Raw genomic sequence first — 15,367 nt, 5'->3', positions numbered from 1 at the left:
ATGCCTGAATTGCCAGAAGTAGAAACGACACGCCGTGGCATCGCGCCTTTCCTCGAAGGCCAGCGCGTGACGCGCGTGGTGGTGCGCGATGGTCGCTTGCGCTGGCCCGTTCCAGAAGACCTGGACGTGCGCCTGTCCGGCCAGCGCATCCTCAGCGTCGACCGTCGTGCCAAGTACCTGCTGCTCAACGCCGAGGTAGGCACGCTGATCAGTCACCTGGGCATGTCGGGCAATCTTCGCCTGGTGGAGCTGGGGCTGGCGGCGGCGCGTCATGAACATGTCGACATCGAGCTGGAGTCGGGGCTGGCCCTGCGCTATACCGATCCGCGGCGCTTCGGTGCCATGCTGTGGAGCCCCGACCCGCTCAACCATGAGCTGCTGTTGCGTCTGGGCCCCGAGCCTCTGACCGACCTGTTCGACGGCGAGCGCCTGTTCCAGCTTTCCCGGGGGCGGGCCATGGCGGTCAAGCCGTTCATCATGGACAACGCCGTGGTGGTCGGGGTCGGCAACATCTACGCGACCGAGGCGCTGTTCGCGGCAGGGATCGACCCACGCCGGGCAGCAGGCGGCATCTCGCGAGCCCGCTATGTCAAGCTGGCGGTGGAGATCAAGCGGGTGCTGGCCGCGGCCATCGAGCGTGGCGGCACGACCTTGCGCGACTTCGTTGGCGGCGATGGCCAGCCGGGCTATTTCCAGCAGGAGCTGTTCGTCTACGGGCGCGGTGGCCAGCCATGCAAGGTGTGCGGCACGCTGCTGCGGGAAGTCCGGCTGGGCCAGCGCGCCAGCGTCTACTGTCCGCGCTGCCAGCGCTGAAGAGCGCCACGACCTTGGCGCGTGTGGCGCCAGGTCAGTGCTTGCCAGTGATCCGGCGGTACTTGGCCATCAGCTCGTCGTGGCTCTCCGGATGGGCTTCATCCAGCGGGATGCAGTCGACCGGACAAACCTGTTGGCATTGCGGCTCGTCGTAGTGGCCGACGCATTGGGTACACAGGTTCGGGTCGATCACGTAGATCTCTTCGCCTTGGGAAATCGCGGCGTTCGGGCACTCAGGTTCGCAGACGTCGCAATTGATGCAATCGTCGGTGATGATCAGGGACATGGGGACTCCGGCCGGGGCTCTGGGCCCGGGCATGTACGAAACAATGGGCATGATTGTGCCGCATTCGCGCCCGCAGTGCACGCGAACGCGACGGTCAGCCCGATTGGCTATTGGCTGAAGCGCTCGGTCAGCGCCTGCGCCACGGCCGGGTGCACGAACTTGCTGATGTCGCCGCCCAGCGCCGCGATTTCCCGTACCAGGGTGGAGGAAATGAAGGAGTACCGTTCCGACGGGGTCAGGAACAGGCTCTCCACGTCCGGGGCCAGTTGCCGATTCATGTTGGCCAGTTGGAACTCGTACTCGAAATCGGAGACCGCGCGCAGTCCGCGCAGCAGGATGTTCGCGCCCTGTTCCTTGGCGAAGCCCGCCAGCAACGTGGAAAAACCGATGACTTCGACGTTCGGCAGGTGGCTTGTCACCTCGCGAGCCAGCTGCACTCGTTGCTCCAGCGCAAACAGCGGATTCTTCTTCGGGCTGGCCGCCACCGCGATGATCACGTGGTCGAACAACCGCGAGGCACGTTCGACCAGGTCACCGTGGCCTTTGGTAATCGGGTCGAAAGTACCCGGGTACAACACTCGGTTCATCGCGTCATCCTGGCTGGAGTGCGTTGGGGAGTCGGATGGTAGCGCAGCGACCGCGCCCGGCCAAGTCGCGTGGGCAATGCAGGCACTATAGACAGTGTGGATATTGTTTGTCATGTGGGGCGCACGATGGCCGCATGAGACCAAGGTCGGGGAGCAAGGACGAGGCCGCTGATGCTCTTTCCTTGGTAGCGGGTGCATGTCAGGCTGAGTAGGCCGTAAGATGCAACGACTTGCCCACGCCGGGTCAGCCGGTAGACCTTGGGCCGGCGTCTTTTCGTAGATCAGGAGATTGACATGCCCCTCGCGCAATTGATCACCCCACAACGACTGGCCGAGCGCCTGGAGGCGCCTGCTCTGGTGGTCCTGGATTGCAGGTTTGCGCTGGACGATGCCGACTACGGCCAGCGCAGCTATGCCGAGGGGCATATCGCCGGCGCGCACTTCGCGGATCTTGAACGGGACCTCAGTGGCCCTGTCCAAAAAGGCCGGACCGGTCGCCATCCTTTGCCGGACCCGCAGCGCCTGGTCGAGCGCCTGCGCGAATGGGGCGTGGACAATGACAGCGACGTGGTGCTTTACGATGACGGGCCGGGCGCCTTCGCGGCGCGCGCGTGGTGGCTTCTGGCCTGGCTGGGCAAGCGCAGCGGCGTCTACCTGCTCGATGGCGGGCTCAAGGCCTGGCATGACGCGCATCTGCCACTGAGTCTGGACCCACCGGTCAAGCGTCTGGGCTGTTTCGAAGGCGAGCCTGACCACGGCCTGCTGATCGATGCCGAGCGTCTGGCCAAGCGTCTGGGCAGGGCGGAACTGACGTTGATCGATGCCCGTGCGCTACCGCGTTTCCGTGGCGAGGTCGAACCGATCGACCCGGTCGCCGGGCATATTCCCGGCGCCCAGTGCGCAGCCTTCAGTGACAATCTCGACGCCGACGGGCATTTCCTGCCGCCCGAGCAACTGCGCCAGCGCTTCGAGTCGCTGCTGGCCGGGCGGGCGCCGGAGCAACTGGTAGCCTATTGCGGTTCCGGGGTCACCGCCTGCCATGACTTGTTCGCCCTGGCCTTGGCGGGTTACCCGCTGGGGCGTCTTTATGCCGGCTCGTGGAGCGAATGGATCAACGATCCGCAGCGAGGCGTCGCCTTGGGCGAATAGCAATTGGGCAGGCCGTGCGGGTGGCGGATGGGCGCCTGAGTCGCATGCCTCAGGTGCGCTCCTGCAGCCATTGCGGAATGCGTCGCTCCAGATAGTAGCGTGGCCGGCGCAGGCTGCCTTCGACGAAACCTACGTGACCGCCCTTGTCATGCAGTTCGAACCAGGTGTCGGCGGCCAGTTCGCCTGCCGTCGGCAGGCTGTGGCGGAAGATGAACGGGTCGTCGCTGGACTGGATGATCAGCGTAGGCGTGCGATTGGCGCCGAGGTAGTAGCGGCTCGAGGCGCGCCGGTAGTAATCCTGGGCATCCTCGAACCCGTTGAGCGGGGCAGTGACCTTGCCGTCGAAGTCCCAGAAAGTCCGGAGTCGTCCCAAGGGCCCCAGCCGCTCGAGCGTTGCAAGCGCGTCGGCGTGCCCAAGGTCGCGCAAGTGCTGTCGCTTGGCCTGCAGGTGCGTCGCCAGCTCGCGCATGAAGTGCGCCTGGTAGAGCCTCGAGAAGCCCAGCGCCATGCGGTCGGCGCACTGGTCCAGGCGAAATGGCACGGACACTGCCACGGCCGCCTGCAATTGGCTGTGTCGCCCGGTTTCCCCCAGGTACTTGAGCAATACATTGCCTCCTAGCGAGTAGCCTACCGCGTGTAGTGGCGCCAATGGACGCCGGCCGCGCAGGTAGGCAATCACTTCGGCCAAGTCCTCGCTGATGCCCGAATGGTAGCTGCGTGGCAACAGGTTGGGCTCGCCGGAGCAGCCGCGCCAGTTGACCGCCACGCTGGCCCAGCCCATGGTCGCCAAGGCCTGCTGCAAGCCGATCACGTAGGGCGAGCGAGAGGAGCCAGTCAGACCATGGAGGATCAGGACGAGTGGCGTATCAGATGAATGTGGGCCATGCCAGTCCAGGTCGAGGAAGTCGCCATCGGCAAGCCAGAAACGTTCTCGGTCACGTTCTGGCTGAGCCTGTCGGCGAAACAGCGGCCCCCATAGGGTCTGCAAGTGGGGGTTGCCCAAGGCAGTGGCGGGGCGCAACGGTGTGAAGTCGAACGGCATGCACGGGCACTCTGCAAATGATCCGCCAGCTTGCCACACGGCGCTGGCTTTCGCGCCTACGCCGACACTCTCCAGCCCAGCGGTCTATGGGCGAGGCCTTGCACCGCGATGGATCCCGCCGGGCCCCTGGCCTGCCCGCATGCGCGAGCCGTGCCAGTAGGGCACTGGCTAATCAAGCCTTCTGCCACAAGGCGTAGTGCACCTGGCCGGTTTTCTTCTCGCGGTGCAGGCGCCAGCTTTCAGGCATCGGCAGGGAAGAAGGAGCGGCTTCGCTTTCGGTGTAGATCCATGCATGTTCGCGCAGCCATTGGCCCCGCTCGAGCAGGTCGCAGGTGCTGCCCAGCAGGTCCTTGTGGAAAGGCGGATCGAGGAAAACCACGTCGAACTGCTGCTTCACCGGGCCCTGCAGGTAACGCAGGGCATCGGTCTGCAGGATCTGGCCGCGAGGACAGCGCAGCACCTCGAGGTTGTTCCTGAGGTTGTCGACGGCCGCGGCATTGGTATCGAGCGCCACCGCATCCTTGGCGCCTCGGGACAAGGCTTCGAGAACCATGGCGCCGCTGCCGGCGAAGGCATCGAGGACCATGGCGCCCTCGATCACTGGCGCCAGCCAGTTGAACACGGTTTCGCGAACGCGATCTGGTGTCGGACGCAGCCCGTCGCCCTGAGGTACCGCCAGGCGGCGGCTGCGCCACTCGCCAGCGATGATGCGCAGCTGGCCCGGCCCCTGGCTGGGGCGGGCGGTGTTGGAAGGTCGTGCCATCAATGCTCCGGTACACCAAGCGGCCGCTCGGCGGGTTTTTCGGTGGGAGGCGGCAACGGTTTCTGCGCAACCTTCGGTCCGACCGTGACGATCACCAGCTTGTCGACGGACAAGTGCCTGTTCATGGCGGCCTTGATCTGCTCGACCGTCAGCGCCTGGGACTGCCGCATGAAGTCTTCGAGCCAGGTCAGGGGCAGGTTGTAGAAACCGATCGCGCCCAGTTGTCCGACGATGCTGGCGTTGCTCGCGTTGGACAGCGGGAAGCTGCCGGCCAGTTCACGTTTCGCGTTTTCCAGTTCTGCGGGCGTAGGCCCCGTCTGGAGATAGTCGGCAAGGATGCCACGTACCAGTTCCAGTGTCCCCTCGCTCAATTCGGCGCGGGTCTGCAGGTTGATCATGAACGGGCCGCGGACCTGCATCGGAGTGAACGAGGAGTATACCCCATAGGTCAGGCCGCGCTTCTCGCGCACTTCGCTCATCAGACGGGTACCGAAGGCGCCACCGCCCAGGATCTGGCTACCCATCGAGAGGGCAGGCCAGTCCGGGTCGGTCCGGTCGATACCGAGCTCGGCCAGCAGCAGGTGAGTCTGGTTGGAAGGGAAGTCCAGATGCGTAGTCCCCGGTTTCGGCTCGTCAGGCTGCGGCGGCCTGGCCAGTGCCGGCCCCTTGGGCAGGGCCGCGGACACCTGGGCGGCAACTGCTTCGGCTTCGCTGCGATCGAGGTCGCCGACGATCGCGATGACCGCATTGCCCGCCGCGTAGGCCTTGGCGTGGAAGGCGCGAAGCTGGTCGATGGTGACCGACGGGATGCTCTGTGCGGTGCCGTCGCTGGGGTGGGCATAGGGATGGCTGCCATACAGGTTGGCGAACAACGCCTTGGCGGCAATCTTGCCTGGATTCTGTTTCTCGTACTCCAGCCCCGCCAGCAGCTGGTTCTTGATGCGCTTGAGGGCGTCTTGCGGGAAGGTCGGCTTGCCGACCACCTCGGCGAACAGCTTGAGCGCCGGCTCGCGCTTGTCGGCAGCGCTCAGGCTGCGCAGCGAGGCCACGGCCATGTCACGGTACGAGCCGTTGCCGAAGTCCGCGCCAAGCCCCTCGAAGCCTTCGGCGATGGCGGTGACGTCCTTGCCGGCGATGCCCTCGTTGAGCATGGCGTTGGTCAGGGTGGCCAGGCCCGGCGTGGCGCCATCCTGACTACTGCCCGCGGCGAAGGTCACGCGCAGGTCGAACATCGGCAGCTCGCGCGCTTCGACGAACAGTACCCGGGCACCTTCGGCGGTGTTCCAGGACTGGATGTTCAACTGGCGGCGGGCCGGTGCCTTGCCGTCGAGTTCGGCCAGCGATTGCAGGGCCGGCTGCCGGGCCTCGGCGTCGACAGGCCTCTTCGCGGTGCCCTCGGCATGGGCGCCGCCGGCCAGCAGCAGGCCCAGGGCCACGGCATGCACCAGCCTGCCCAGGCCGAACGGGGTGGAACGCAGAGCGCTGCGATCATTCATGGGCGGACTCCTCGGGCAATACGTGGGCAACGCTCAGGCGCTCGCGGGTGAAGTAGGTACGCGCGGCCTCCTGGATATCCTTGGGGGTGACCTGCTGGAGTTCCTCGAGCTCCTTGTCGATCAGCTTCCACGAGAGGCCGACCGTCTCGAGCTGGCCAATGGTGGTGGCCTGGCTGCTGATGGAGTCGCGGTCGTAGACCAGGCCGGCGATGACCTGGGCACGCACGCGCTCGAGTTCCTCGGCGCTCGGTGGCGTGTTCTTGAGTTCTTCGAGCAGCTGCCAGATGCCTTTCTCGACATCGGCCAGCGTCTTGTGCTTCTGCACGTTCGGGGTCGCCGAAACCAGGAACAGGCTGTCGCCCCGGGTGAAGGCGTTGTAGCTGGACGAGGCGCCTGCCACCAGTTCCTGGCCGCGCTCCAGCCGCGCGGGCATCCGCGCACTGTAGCCGCCGTCGAGCAGGGCCGAGATCAGGCGCAGGGCATGCACGGTACGCGGGTCCTTGGCCGTGGCCAGGCCGGGCACGTTGAAGCCGTAGATCAGGCTCGGCAGCTGGGTGCGCACATGCAGGGTCAACTGGCGCTGGCCCGGCTCGGCCAGCTCCAGGGGCAGCTTGGCCGCTGGGACCTGGCGCCGGGGGATGGCGCCAAAGTACTTCTGCGCCAGTTGCCTGACCTCGTCGGCGCTCACGTCGCCGACCACCACCAGGGTGGCATTGTTGGGCGCGTACCAGGACTCGTACCAGTGGCGCAGCTCCTCGACCTTCATGCGCTCGAGGTCGGCCATCCAGCCGATGGTCGGGGTGTGGTAGCCACTGGCCGGATAGGCCATGGCGCGGAACAGCTCGAACGCCTTGGCGTTGGGCTGGTCGTCGGTGCGCAGGCGGCGCTCCTCCTTGATGACTTCGATCTCGCGGCTGAACTCCTCGGGCGGCAGGCGCAGGCTGGCCATGCGGTCGGCCTCCAGCTCCAGGGCCACCGCCAGGCGGTCGCGAGCCAGAACCTGGTAGTAGGCGGTGTAGTCATCACTGGTGAAGGCGTTCTCCTCGGCGCCGAGATCGCGCAGGATGCGCGAAGCCTCGCCGGGGCCGAGCTTGGCGCTGCCCTTGAACATCATGTGCTCGAGTGCGTGGGACAGCCCGGTCTGGCCAGGGGTCTCGTAGCTGGAACCGACCTTGTACCAGACTTGCGAGACCACGACCGGGGCGCGATGGTCTTCGCGCACCACCACTTTCAGGCCATTGTCGAGACTGAATTCGTGGGTGGGTTGGGGATCGGCGGCAAGCGCGGCCAGGGGCAGGCAGAGCGCGCTTAGCAACAGGCCAGCGGCGCGGCGGGCTAGGGCATTCATACGTTGTTCAACCTGTACGGCGGCCCGCTCGGGTTTAGCGTCTGCGGGCCAGGAGGTGCTAGGATACTGATCTGCCTGCCTGGCGACCATGCCTGTTGCCGTTGTTGCCCGCAGGCCTCACGACAAAATGTTGCGCATGAACCAGCCGGATTCAAAACAGTCTGTTCTGCGTTTAGAGAATTCCGATGCGCCGCTGATGGCTCATCGCTACCCTGAGATAGCCGTCTTCCATGTTTGGTTCCAACGACGACAAAAAAGCGCCGGCCGAGGCTGGCCAGAAGAAAGGCCTGTTCAGCTGGTTTCGCAAGAAGCCGCAGCCCCCTGTCGCCGAACAGCCTCAAGAAGCGCCCGAGTCGGTAGAGGCGCACGTTCCCGCGGAAACGGAACGCGTAGCGTCGACCGCGGCACAGTCGCCTGCGTCGCTCGACGAGGCTCCGCTGGCACCACCGCAGGCACCTGGCGCGGCCATGCCGGCGCATATCGACCCGGACGAACCACCCACCGGCAGCCTGGTGCTCCCGGTCGCCGAAGAGCCGGTGGCGCTGGTGCCCGACCTCGAGCCACAGACGCCGCCGGCGATTCCCGAGCGCTCACCGTCCGCGCCAGCAGCACCGCACCCCGCCACGCAAACCCCGCCAGCGGCCGCCGCGCACAGCCATAGCCAAGTCGAGCCGGCTGTGCCTGCGCCCTTGGATGTGCCGCCGGCCGAAGCCGAGGCCGCGCAGCCCGAACCTGTCGATGAGCCGGCCGCCGCGCCGGCCCGAGCCGAGGAAGTCAAGACCGGCTTCTTCGCTCGCCTGAAGCAGGGTCTGAGCAAGACCAGCGCCAGCATTGGCGAAGGCATGGCCAGCCTGTTCCTCGGCCGCAAGGCCATCGATGACGAGTTGCTCGACGAGATCGAGACGCGCCTGCTCACTGCCGATGTCGGCGTCGAAGCGACATCGCTGATCGTTCGCAACCTGACCCAGAAGGTCGCGCGCAAGCAGCTCGCCGATGCCGATGCATTGTACAAGTCGTTGCAGGGCGAGCTGGCCGACCTGCTGCGTCCGGTCGAGCGCCCGTTGCAGATCCAGTCCCAGGGCAAGCCCTTCGTGATCCTGGTCGTGGGGGTCAACGGCGCCGGCAAGACCACCACCATCGGCAAGCTCGCCAAGAAGCTGCAGCTCGAGGGTAAGAAGGTCATGCTCGCCGCTGGCGATACCTTCCGTGCCGCGGCGGTCGAGCAGTTGCAGGTGTGGGGCGAGCGCAACCGGATCCCGGTCATCGCCCAGCACACCGGAGCCGATTCGGCCTCGGTGATCTTCGACGCCGTGCAAGCCGCCAAGGCTCGCAACATCGATGTGCTGATCGCCGATACGGCCGGTCGGCTGCACACCAAGGACAACCTGATGGAGGAGCTGAAGAAGGTCCGGCGGGTGATTGGCAAGCTCGATGCGGATGCCCCGCATGAGGTCCTGCTGGTGCTCGATGCCGGCACTGGCCAGAATGCCATCAACCAGGCCAAGCATTTCAACCAGAGCGTCGAGCTGACCGGCCTGGCGCTGACCAAGCTGGACGGCACGGCCAAGGGCGGGGTGATCTTCGCCCTGGCCAAGCAGTTCGGCCTGCCGATCCGCTTCATCGGCGTCGGCGAAGGCATCGACGACCTGCGGACCTTCGAAGCCGAGCCCTTCGTCAAGGCTCTGTTCGCCGAGCGGGAGCATTCATGATCCGATTCGAGCAGGTCGCCAAGCGCTACCCAAACGGCCATGTCGGCCTGCATGAGTTGAGCTTCCGCGCGCGGCGCGGCGAATTCCTGTTCGTGACAGGCCATTCCGGCGCCGGCAAGAGCACCCTGCTGCGGCTGCTGCTGGCCATGGAGCGGCCGACCAGCGGCAAGTTGCTGTTGGCCGGGCAGGACCTGGGTCAGATCACCAATGCGCAGATTCCCTTCCTGCGTCGCCAGATCGGCGTGGTGTTCCAGAATCACCAGCTGCTGTTCGATCGCACCGTGTTCAACAACATCGCGCTGCCGCTGCAGATCCTCGGCCTGTCCAGGGAGGAGATCGCCAAGCGCGTGGACTCGGCCCTGGAGCGCGTGGCTCTGGGCGACAAGGGCGAGCTGTTCCCCGCCGATCTCTCCACCGGCCAGCAACAGCGCGTCGGCATCGCCCGGGCCATCGTGCACCAGCCGGCCTTGCTGCTGGCCGATGAGCCGACCGGCAACCTCGATCCGCGGCTGGCTGCCGAGATCATGGGTGTCTTCGAGGACATCAACAGGCTCGGCACCACGGTGCTGATCGCCAGTCACGACCTGGCCCTGATCGCTCGCATGCGTCATCGCATGCTGACCTTGCAACGTGGTCGCCTGATCGGCGACGGGGAGGCGGGCCAATGAGCGCTGCACGCACGCCGAAAGTTTCCGAACGGGTCGCGCCCAAGGCCGCCGACCCCCAACCAGGACGCAAGCGAGGCAACGCCGACGACGACGGACCCGGCCTGCGCGCCCTGTTGCGCGCCTGGCTCGAGAGCCATCGTGCGAGCCTGGCCGACAGCCTGCGCCGGCTCGGCAAGCAACCGATCGGCAGCTTCTTCACCTGCCTGGTGATGGCAGTGGCCTTGAGCATGCCCATGGGCTTGTCGCTGCTGCTCAAGAACGTCGAGCGTCTCGGCGGTTCCTGGCAGCGCGCAGCGCAGATCTCGCTGTATCTGGAGCTCGATGCGGGCAGCCGCGAAGGCGAGGCGCTACGCGATGAAATCAAGGCCATGCCTGGCGTGCTGGAGGCTCAGTACATCAGCCGGGAGCAGGCGCTGGACGAGTTCCAGCAGCAGTCGGGGCTTGGCGAAGCCTTGCGCGAACTGCCAGAGAACCCGCTGCCCGGCGTGGTGGTGGTGACGCCGACCGAAGTCGACAAGCCGGCACTCGAAGCCCTGCGTCAGCGTCTGGCGGAACTGCCGCGCGTGGATGTCGCGCAGCTGGACCTGGTCTGGGTAGAACGCCTGGCGGCGATTCTCAAGCTCGGCGATCGGTTCGTGTTCGGCCTGGCGGTGCTGCTCATATCCGCGCTGCTGCTGGTCATTGGCAACACGATTCGCCTACACATCGAGAACCGGCGTGTCGAGATCGAGGTGATCAAGCTGGTAGGCGGTACCGACAGCTATGTCCGGCGCCCGTTTCTCTACATGGGCGCCTTGTATGGCCTAGGCGCCGGCGTGCTGGCCTGGGGTATCCTGGCGTTCGCCCTGGACTGGCTGAACGACGCCGTCGTCGGCCTGTCGGACCTGTATGGCAGTGATTTCGCCCTGGCAGGTGTACCAGCATCGGATGGACTTTCACTCTTGATAGGTGCTGTACTGTTAGGGTATATCGGTGCGTGGATCGCAGTGGCTCGTCACTTGAACGAGCTGGCGCCCCGCTAATGTTTCCCGGCCAACATTAAGCCTTTTTCACGACCGGAACTTGCCTGCCAGGTTCCGGTCAATGTTGGCGGTGCCTATTGAGCACGAATTCAGTGAGTCGGAGGTTCTTGAATGACCACTTCGTTGCAACCTGCCCATGCCCTGGTGCCCGGTGCGAACCTGGAAGCCTACGTGCATACGGTCAACAGCATTCCGCTGCTGTCTGTCGAGCAGGAGCGTGAACTGGCCGAGCGTCTCTATTACCAGCAGGATCTCGAAGCCGCTCGGCAGATGGTGATGGCGCACCTGCGTTTCGTCGTCCACATCGCTCGCAGCTATGCCGGCTACGGACTGGCCCAGGCCGACCTGATCCAGGAGGGCAACGTCGGCCTGATGAAGGCCGTCAAGCGCTTCAACCCGGAGATGGGCGTGCGCCTGGTGTCCTTTGCCGTGCACTGGATCAAGGCGGAAATCCACGAGTTCATCCTGCGCAACTGGCGTATCGTCAAGGTGGCGACCACCAAGGCTCAGCGCAAGCTGTTCTTCAACCTGCGCAGCCAGAAGAAGCGCCTGGCCTGGCTGAACAACGACGAAGTCCATCGCGTGGCCGAGAGCCTCGGTGTCGAGCCGCGCGAAGTGCGCGAGATGGAAAGCCGTCTGGGTGGCCAGGACATGGCTTTCGACCCGGCCGCCGAAGCCGATGACGACAGTGCTTTCCAGTCGCCTGCACACTACCTGGAAGACCATCGCTACGATCCGGCCAGGCAGCTCGAGGACGCGGACTGGAGCGACAACTCCACCAGCAACCTGCACGAAGCCCTGAACGGGCTTGACGAGCGTAGCCGGGACATTCTCTACCAGCGCTGGCTGGCCGAGGAAAAGGCCACCTTGCATGAGCTGGCGGAAAAGTACAGCGTATCGGCGGAGCGTATCCGCCAGCTGGAAAAGAATGCCATGAACAAGGTCAAGGCGCTGATCGCCGCCTGATCCCGCGCAGCGTCCAAGGCGGGGCAAGTCGGCGAGCCGGCTTGCCCCGCAGTCTTTCCAGAGCCTGCTTTACCGCCACGGCCTACCTCGTGCGCGCTATTGCCGAGGCCTATCCAGTTGCATCAGGTAGCCATGGCCGCCCAGCTGGCTCATCTGCCGCCGGATCCAGCTTGCCCGGCTGGCCACGTAGGTGCTTGGCCGGCTGGCGCTCCAGCGGAGCGGGCTAGGCAGCACGGCAGCCAGCTGGCTGGCCTGCTGGCGACTCAGGCGGCTGGCATCCACGCCGAAATGGTAGCGCGCCGCCGCTTGTGCGCCGAACACGCCAGGGCCCCATTCCGCGCTGTTGAGGTAGACCTCGAGGATCCGCTGCTTGGACCAGAATAGTTCGATCAAGGCGGTGAACCAGGCTTCCAGGCCCTTGCGCAGCCAGCTGCGGCCCGACCAGAGGAACAGGTTCTTGGCCACTTGCTGGGTCAGCGTGCTGGCACCGCGCAGATTGCCGCCTGTCTCGTTGTGTGCCAGGGCGGCCTGGATGGCCGGGATGTCGAAGCCCCAGTGATGGGCGAACTTCTGGTCCTCGCCAGCGATCACCGCCACCTTCAGGTCGTCGGCGATGTCTTCCCAGGGCGCCCAGTCACGCTGCAGGTCGATGCTTTCATCGGCGAACCAGGACTGTACCTTGCGCTCGACCATCAGCGCGGTGCCAGGCGGTGGCACCCAGCGCAGCAGCAGTACCAGCACGAGGCTGCCCGCGGCGAACCAGAGCAGTGCATGGACAAGTCGGCGAACGAGGGATGACAACATGGCAATGGCTTGGCCGGGCTGATGGAACGGGCCATTATACAGACCCCTCTGGAGGAGTCCTCCCATGCTTCGCAGCTTCCTGATGCTTGCCGCGTTCTTCGGTTTCACCGGTGTCGCCCTTGGTGCCTTCGCCGCCCATGGCCTCAAGGGCCGGTTGACGACGGACTACCTGGCCATCTTCCAGACCGGCGTCACCTACCAATTGGTCCATGCCCTGGCCCTGCTGGGCGTGGCGGTGCTGTCGGCGCACCTGCCAGGCCGGCTGGTCGGCTGGGCCGGCGCCCTGTTCGTGCTGGGCATCGTGCTGTTCTCCGGCAGCCTGTACCTGCTGACCCTGAGCGGCCTGGGCCGGCTCGGCATCATCACGCCGGTGGGCGGGCTGTGCTTGCTGGCCGGCTGGCTGTGCCTCGGCCTGGCGGCCTGGCGCCTGGGCTGAAACCGTCGGCAGCCTGGACGAATGGTGGCCGGTACCCTTGGGTTCGGGTCCTGATCGGGGCTAGAATGCCGACCCCAAACAACCGTGGTGGCCGCCCATGCGCATTCAACTGAACGGTGAACCTTACGAAGTGCCCGACGGCGAAACGGTCGCGGCCCTGCTTGGCCGGCTCGACCTGACGGGCCGGCGAGTGGCAGTGGAGCTGAACATGGACATCGTGCCGCGTAGCCAGCATCCACAGACCCTGCTCAATGACGGCGACCAGGTCGAAATCGTGCATGCCATCGGTGGTGGCTGAGCACCCGACGATCAACTCCAAGCCCTTGCAACCTTTCCAGAGGAACAACGATGAGCAACGCTCGTAGCGACAAGCCTTTAGCCCTGGCCGGGCGCACGTTCCAGTCGCGCCTGCTGGTAGGCACCGGCAAGTACCGTGACATGGAAGAGACGCGCCTGGCCATCGAGGCTTCCGGTGCCGAGATCGTCACCGTTGCCGTGCGCCGGACCAACATCGGCCAGAATCCGGACGAGCCGAACCTGCTCGATGTCCTGCCGCCGGAGCGCTATACCATCCTGCCGAACACGGCCGGCTGCTATGACGCGAGCGAAGCGGTGCGCACCTGCCGCCTGGCGCGCGAGCTGCTCGATGGACACAACCTGGTGAAGCTGGAGGTTCTGGCTGACCAGAAGACCCTGTTCCCGAACGTCATCGAGACCCTCAAGGCCGCCGAGGTGCTGGTCAAGGATGGTTTCGACGTGATGGTCTACACCAGCGACGACCCGATCATCGCCCGCCAGCTGGCCGAAGCCGGCTGCATCGCGGTGATGCCGCTCGCTGGCCTGATCGGCACCGGCCTGGGTATCTGCAACCCTTACAACCTGCAGATCATCCTCGAGGAGTCCAAGGTGCCCGTGCTGGTCGACGCAGGCGTCGGCACGGCTTCCGACGCCACCATCGCCATGGAGATGGGCTGTGAAGCGGTGCTGATGAACTCGGCCATCGCCCATGCCCAGCAACCGGTCATGATGGCAGAAGCCATGAAGCATGCCATCGTCGCGGGTCGTCTGGCATACCTGGCCGGACGCATGCCGAAGAAACTCTACGCCAGCGCCTCCTCGCCGCTGGAAGGTCTGATCAAGTAAGAGCCCCTGATGACTGAATCGCAAGAAATGCCGATCCCTGCCGACGGCCAAGCGCGGCCCCAGCGTCGCATCAAGAGTTTCGTGATGCGTGCCGGGCGCATGACCGAAGGCCAGCAGCGCGGCCTGGAGCAGGGCGGCCCGCTGTACATCCTGCCGCTGGCCGACCAGCCGGTGGACTATGACCAGGTGTTCGGTCGCTCGGCGCCGCGTACCTTGGAGATCGGCTTCGGCATGGGGCATTCGCTGCTGGAAATGGCCGCGGCGGCCCCCGAGCAGGATTTCATTGGGGTGGAAGTCCATCGTCCAGGCGTCGGCGCGCTGCTCAACGGCGTCCTGACCCAGAGGCTGACGAACCTGCGCGTCTATGATTGCGACGCCATCGAGGTGCTCAATCGCTGCGTGGCAGACAATAGCCTCGATCGGCTGATGCTGTTCTTCCCCGATCCGTGGCACAAGGCACGCCACCACAAGCGCCGGATCGTCCAGCCAGCCTTTGCCGAACTGGTGCGCAGCAAGCTCAAGCCTGGCGGTGTCTTCCACATGGCGACCGACTGGGAGCCTTATGCCGAGCATATGCTCGAGGTGATGAAGGCCGCGCCCGGCTATCGCAACCTGGCCGCTGACGGCACCTATGTGCCACGACCCGAAGAGCGTCCGATCACCAAGTTCGAACGTCGCGGTGAACGGCTCGGCCATGGCGTGTGGGACCTGAAGTTCGAAAAGCTGGCCTGACAGGACCGGCCTGCCCGGGCCGGTCGCTGTACCGGCCTGGGCGAGCGCAGTGGAGCATGACTGCCTGCGCGGCAATCAGCTCCGGCGATCGGCCACCACGCCGAGCAATACCAGCACCACCAGTAGCACGGGGGCCAGCGCATAGTTGTTGAACTGCGCCAGGCCTTTCTCTACCCAGGGCGTGGCATGGATCAGCGCGGCGCCACTGCCGACCAGCACCAGCGCGGCCATGGCGGGCACTCGCAACGCGCCTGTCAGGCTGCCGAGCCGCTGCTCCACCGTGGACTTGATATCCGTACCGAACAGCACCAGGACGCAGCCCACCAGAGCCAGGGAAATTTCGGACAGGTTGCCGCGACTCCAGCGAGACACGTTCGAGAGCAGGTCCAGTACCAGATCCATG

17 protein-coding genes and 1 pseudogene are annotated in these 15,367 nt (G+C 65.5%); 10 read left to right on the top strand and 8 right to left on the bottom strand.

Annotated elements, in window-relative coordinates; all coding sequences use genetic code 11:
- A complete protein-coding gene (gene mutM, locus ACY8GK_RS14590; RefSeq protein ID WP_196175611.1) occupies positions 1-813 on the top strand; it encodes a bifunctional DNA-formamidopyrimidine glycosylase/DNA-(apurinic or apyrimidinic site) lyase in 813 nt (270 codons plus the stop codon).
- 34 nt (positions 814-847) lie between these two features.
- On the opposite strand, the gene ACY8GK_RS14585 is transcribed toward mutM, so the two are convergent.
- Together ACY8GK_RS14585 and coaD are read right to left on the bottom strand one after the other, a co-directional pair.
- On the bottom strand, positions 848-1,099 hold the full coding sequence (locus ACY8GK_RS14585) for a YfhL family 4Fe-4S dicluster ferredoxin (protein WP_196175613.1): 252 nt from the start codon (positions 1,097-1,099) through the stop codon (positions 848-850).
- Positions 1,100-1,206: 107 nt separating this feature from the next.
- Positions 1,207-1,686 (bottom strand): pantetheine-phosphate adenylyltransferase, encoded by a 480-nt coding sequence (gene coaD, locus ACY8GK_RS14580; RefSeq protein WP_196175615.1) that lies wholly within the window; start codon positions 1,684-1,686, stop codon positions 1,207-1,209.
- A gap of 294 nt (positions 1,687-1,980) precedes the next feature.
- Between coaD and ACY8GK_RS14575 the strand changes: the two genes are divergently transcribed.
- Positions 1,981-2,835 carry a sulfurtransferase gene (locus tag ACY8GK_RS14575; RefSeq protein ID WP_196175616.1) on the top strand — a complete coding sequence of 285 codons (855 nt, stop codon included), beginning with the start codon at positions 1,981-1,983 and terminating at the stop codon, positions 2,833-2,835.
- Between the two features lie 49 nt (positions 2,836-2,884).
- Here ACY8GK_RS14575 and ACY8GK_RS14570 read toward each other — a convergent pair whose 3' ends face one another.
- The 4 genes from ACY8GK_RS14570 to ACY8GK_RS14555 form a co-directional block, all read right to left on the bottom strand.
- Positions 2,885-3,877, bottom strand: coding sequence for a hydrolase (locus ACY8GK_RS14570; RefSeq protein ID WP_462401502.1), 993 nt, complete (start codon positions 3,875-3,877; stop codon positions 2,885-2,887).
- 172 nt (positions 3,878-4,049) lie between these two features.
- Positions 4,050-4,640 (bottom strand): 16S rRNA (guanine(966)-N(2))-methyltransferase RsmD, encoded by a 591-nt coding sequence (gene rsmD / locus ACY8GK_RS14565; RefSeq protein WP_462401501.1) that lies wholly within the window; start codon positions 4,638-4,640, stop codon positions 4,050-4,052.
- The gene (locus tag ACY8GK_RS14560) at positions 4,640-6,136 is read right to left on the bottom strand and encodes a M16 family metallopeptidase (protein ID WP_196175622.1); all 1,497 of its coding nucleotides are present in this window, start codon (positions 6,134-6,136) and stop codon (positions 4,640-4,642) included. The genes rsmD and ACY8GK_RS14560 overlap by 1 nt, the downstream gene beginning before the upstream one ends.
- Entirely contained in the window at positions 6,129-7,484 is a 1,356-nt protein-coding gene (locus ACY8GK_RS14555; protein WP_462401500.1) for a M16 family metallopeptidase, read from the bottom strand. The genes ACY8GK_RS14560 and ACY8GK_RS14555 overlap by 8 nt, the downstream gene beginning before the upstream one ends.
- A gap of 230 nt (positions 7,485-7,714) precedes the next feature.
- Between ACY8GK_RS14555 and ftsY the strand changes: the two genes are divergently transcribed.
- From ftsY to rpoH, 4 genes are all read left to right on the top strand, one after another.
- Positions 7,715-9,193, top strand: coding sequence for a signal recognition particle-docking protein FtsY (gene ftsY / locus ACY8GK_RS14550; protein ID WP_196175626.1), 1,479 nt, complete (start codon positions 7,715-7,717; stop codon positions 9,191-9,193).
- Positions 9,190-9,861: a cell division ATP-binding protein FtsE gene (gene ftsE / locus ACY8GK_RS14545; protein ID WP_196175628.1), complete on the top strand. Its 672-nt coding sequence runs from the start codon at positions 9,190-9,192 to the stop codon at positions 9,859-9,861. Before ftsY ends, ftsE begins: the two co-directional genes overlap by 4 nt.
- On the top strand, positions 9,858-10,883 hold the full coding sequence (gene ftsX, locus ACY8GK_RS14540) for a permease-like cell division protein FtsX (protein ID WP_196175630.1): 1,026 nt from the start codon (positions 9,858-9,860) through the stop codon (positions 10,881-10,883). The genes ftsE and ftsX overlap by 4 nt, the downstream gene beginning before the upstream one ends.
- Positions 10,884-10,994: 111 nt before the next feature.
- A complete protein-coding gene (gene rpoH, locus ACY8GK_RS14535) occupies positions 10,995-11,849 on the top strand; it encodes an RNA polymerase sigma factor RpoH (RefSeq protein ID WP_196175632.1) in 855 nt (284 codons plus the stop codon).
- A gap of 96 nt (positions 11,850-11,945) precedes the next feature.
- Here the strand turns inward: rpoH and mtgA are convergent.
- Positions 11,946-12,688, bottom strand: a pseudogene (gene mtgA / locus ACY8GK_RS14530) (monofunctional biosynthetic peptidoglycan transglycosylase).
- 29 nt (positions 12,689-12,717) lie between these two features.
- Here mtgA and ACY8GK_RS14525 point away from each other — a divergent pair.
- From ACY8GK_RS14525 to trmB, 4 genes are all read left to right on the top strand, one after another.
- On the top strand, positions 12,718-13,089 hold the full coding sequence (locus ACY8GK_RS14525; RefSeq protein ID WP_196175636.1) for a DUF423 domain-containing protein: 372 nt from the start codon (positions 12,718-12,720) through the stop codon (positions 13,087-13,089).
- Positions 13,090-13,186: 97 nt separating this feature from the next.
- Positions 13,187-13,387 carry a sulfur carrier protein ThiS gene (thiS, locus tag ACY8GK_RS14520; protein WP_196175638.1) on the top strand — a complete coding sequence of 67 codons (201 nt, stop codon included), beginning with the start codon at positions 13,187-13,189 and terminating at the stop codon, positions 13,385-13,387.
- A 50-nt stretch (positions 13,388-13,437) separates the two neighbouring features.
- Positions 13,438-14,232 carry a thiazole synthase gene (locus tag ACY8GK_RS14515; protein WP_196175640.1) on the top strand — a complete coding sequence of 265 codons (795 nt, stop codon included), beginning with the start codon at positions 13,438-13,440 and terminating at the stop codon, positions 14,230-14,232.
- A gap of 9 nt (positions 14,233-14,241) precedes the next feature.
- A complete protein-coding gene (gene trmB / locus ACY8GK_RS14510; RefSeq protein WP_196175642.1) occupies positions 14,242-14,964 on the top strand; it encodes a tRNA (guanosine(46)-N7)-methyltransferase TrmB in 723 nt (240 codons plus the stop codon).
- A 75-nt stretch (positions 14,965-15,039) separates the two neighbouring features.
- Here the strand turns inward: trmB and ACY8GK_RS14505 are convergent, their stop codons facing one another.
- Entirely contained in the window at positions 15,040-15,366 is a 327-nt protein-coding gene (locus ACY8GK_RS14505) for a DUF3392 family protein (protein WP_196175644.1), read from the bottom strand.
- Between the last annotated feature and the right edge of the window lies 1 nt (position 15,367).

It is taken from the genome of Pseudomonas sp. Marseille-QA0332 (assembly GCF_054950175.1).
Note: the sequence above shows the minus strand (reverse complement) of the source record. Positions and strands in the feature narration are given on the sequence as shown.

Excerpts from the sequence above, each read along its gene's own strand:
- ftsY (WP_196175626.1), top strand. The coding sequence starts at position 7,715 with ATGTTTGGTTCCAACGACGACAAAAAAGCGCCGGCCGAGGCTGGCCAG.
- ACY8GK_RS14570 (WP_462401502.1), bottom strand. The coding sequence starts at position 3,877 with ATGCCGTTCGACTTCACACCGTTGCGCCCCGCCACTGCCTTGGGCAAC.
- coaD (WP_196175615.1), bottom strand. The coding sequence starts at position 1,686 with ATGAACCGAGTGTTGTACCCGGGTACTTTCGACCCGATTACCAAAGGC.
- ACY8GK_RS14575 (WP_196175616.1), top strand. The coding sequence starts at position 1,981 with ATGCCCCTCGCGCAATTGATCACCCCACAACGACTGGCCGAGCGCCTG.
- trmB (WP_196175642.1), top strand. The coding sequence starts at position 14,242 with ATGACTGAATCGCAAGAAATGCCGATCCCTGCCGACGGCCAAGCGCGG.
- rpoH (WP_196175632.1), top strand. The coding sequence starts at position 10,995 with ATGACCACTTCGTTGCAACCTGCCCATGCCCTGGTGCCCGGTGCGAAC.
- ACY8GK_RS14505 (WP_196175644.1), bottom strand. The coding sequence starts at position 15,366 with ATGGATCTGGTACTGGACCTGCTCTCGAACGTGTCTCGCTGGAGTCGC.
- ACY8GK_RS14525 (WP_196175636.1), top strand. The coding sequence starts at position 12,718 with ATGCTTCGCAGCTTCCTGATGCTTGCCGCGTTCTTCGGTTTCACCGGT.
- ftsX (WP_196175630.1), top strand. The coding sequence starts at position 9,858 with ATGAGCGCTGCACGCACGCCGAAAGTTTCCGAACGGGTCGCGCCCAAG.
- ACY8GK_RS14555 (WP_462401500.1), bottom strand. The coding sequence starts at position 7,484 with ATGAATGCCCTAGCCCGCCGCGCCGCTGGCCTGTTGCTAAGCGCGCTC.
- ACY8GK_RS14585 (WP_196175613.1), bottom strand. The coding sequence starts at position 1,099 with ATGTCCCTGATCATCACCGACGATTGCATCAATTGCGACGTCTGCGAA.
- ACY8GK_RS14515 (WP_196175640.1), top strand. The coding sequence starts at position 13,438 with ATGAGCAACGCTCGTAGCGACAAGCCTTTAGCCCTGGCCGGGCGCACG.
- mutM (WP_196175611.1), top strand. The coding sequence starts at position 1 with ATGCCTGAATTGCCAGAAGTAGAAACGACACGCCGTGGCATCGCGCCT.
- ftsE (WP_196175628.1), top strand. The coding sequence starts at position 9,190 with ATGATCCGATTCGAGCAGGTCGCCAAGCGCTACCCAAACGGCCATGTC.
- thiS (WP_196175638.1), top strand. The coding sequence starts at position 13,187 with ATGCGCATTCAACTGAACGGTGAACCTTACGAAGTGCCCGACGGCGAA.
- ACY8GK_RS14560 (WP_196175622.1), bottom strand. The coding sequence starts at position 6,136 with ATGAATGATCGCAGCGCTCTGCGTTCCACCCCGTTCGGCCTGGGCAGG.
- rsmD (WP_462401501.1), bottom strand. The coding sequence starts at position 4,640 with ATGGCACGACCTTCCAACACCGCCCGCCCCAGCCAGGGGCCGGGCCAG.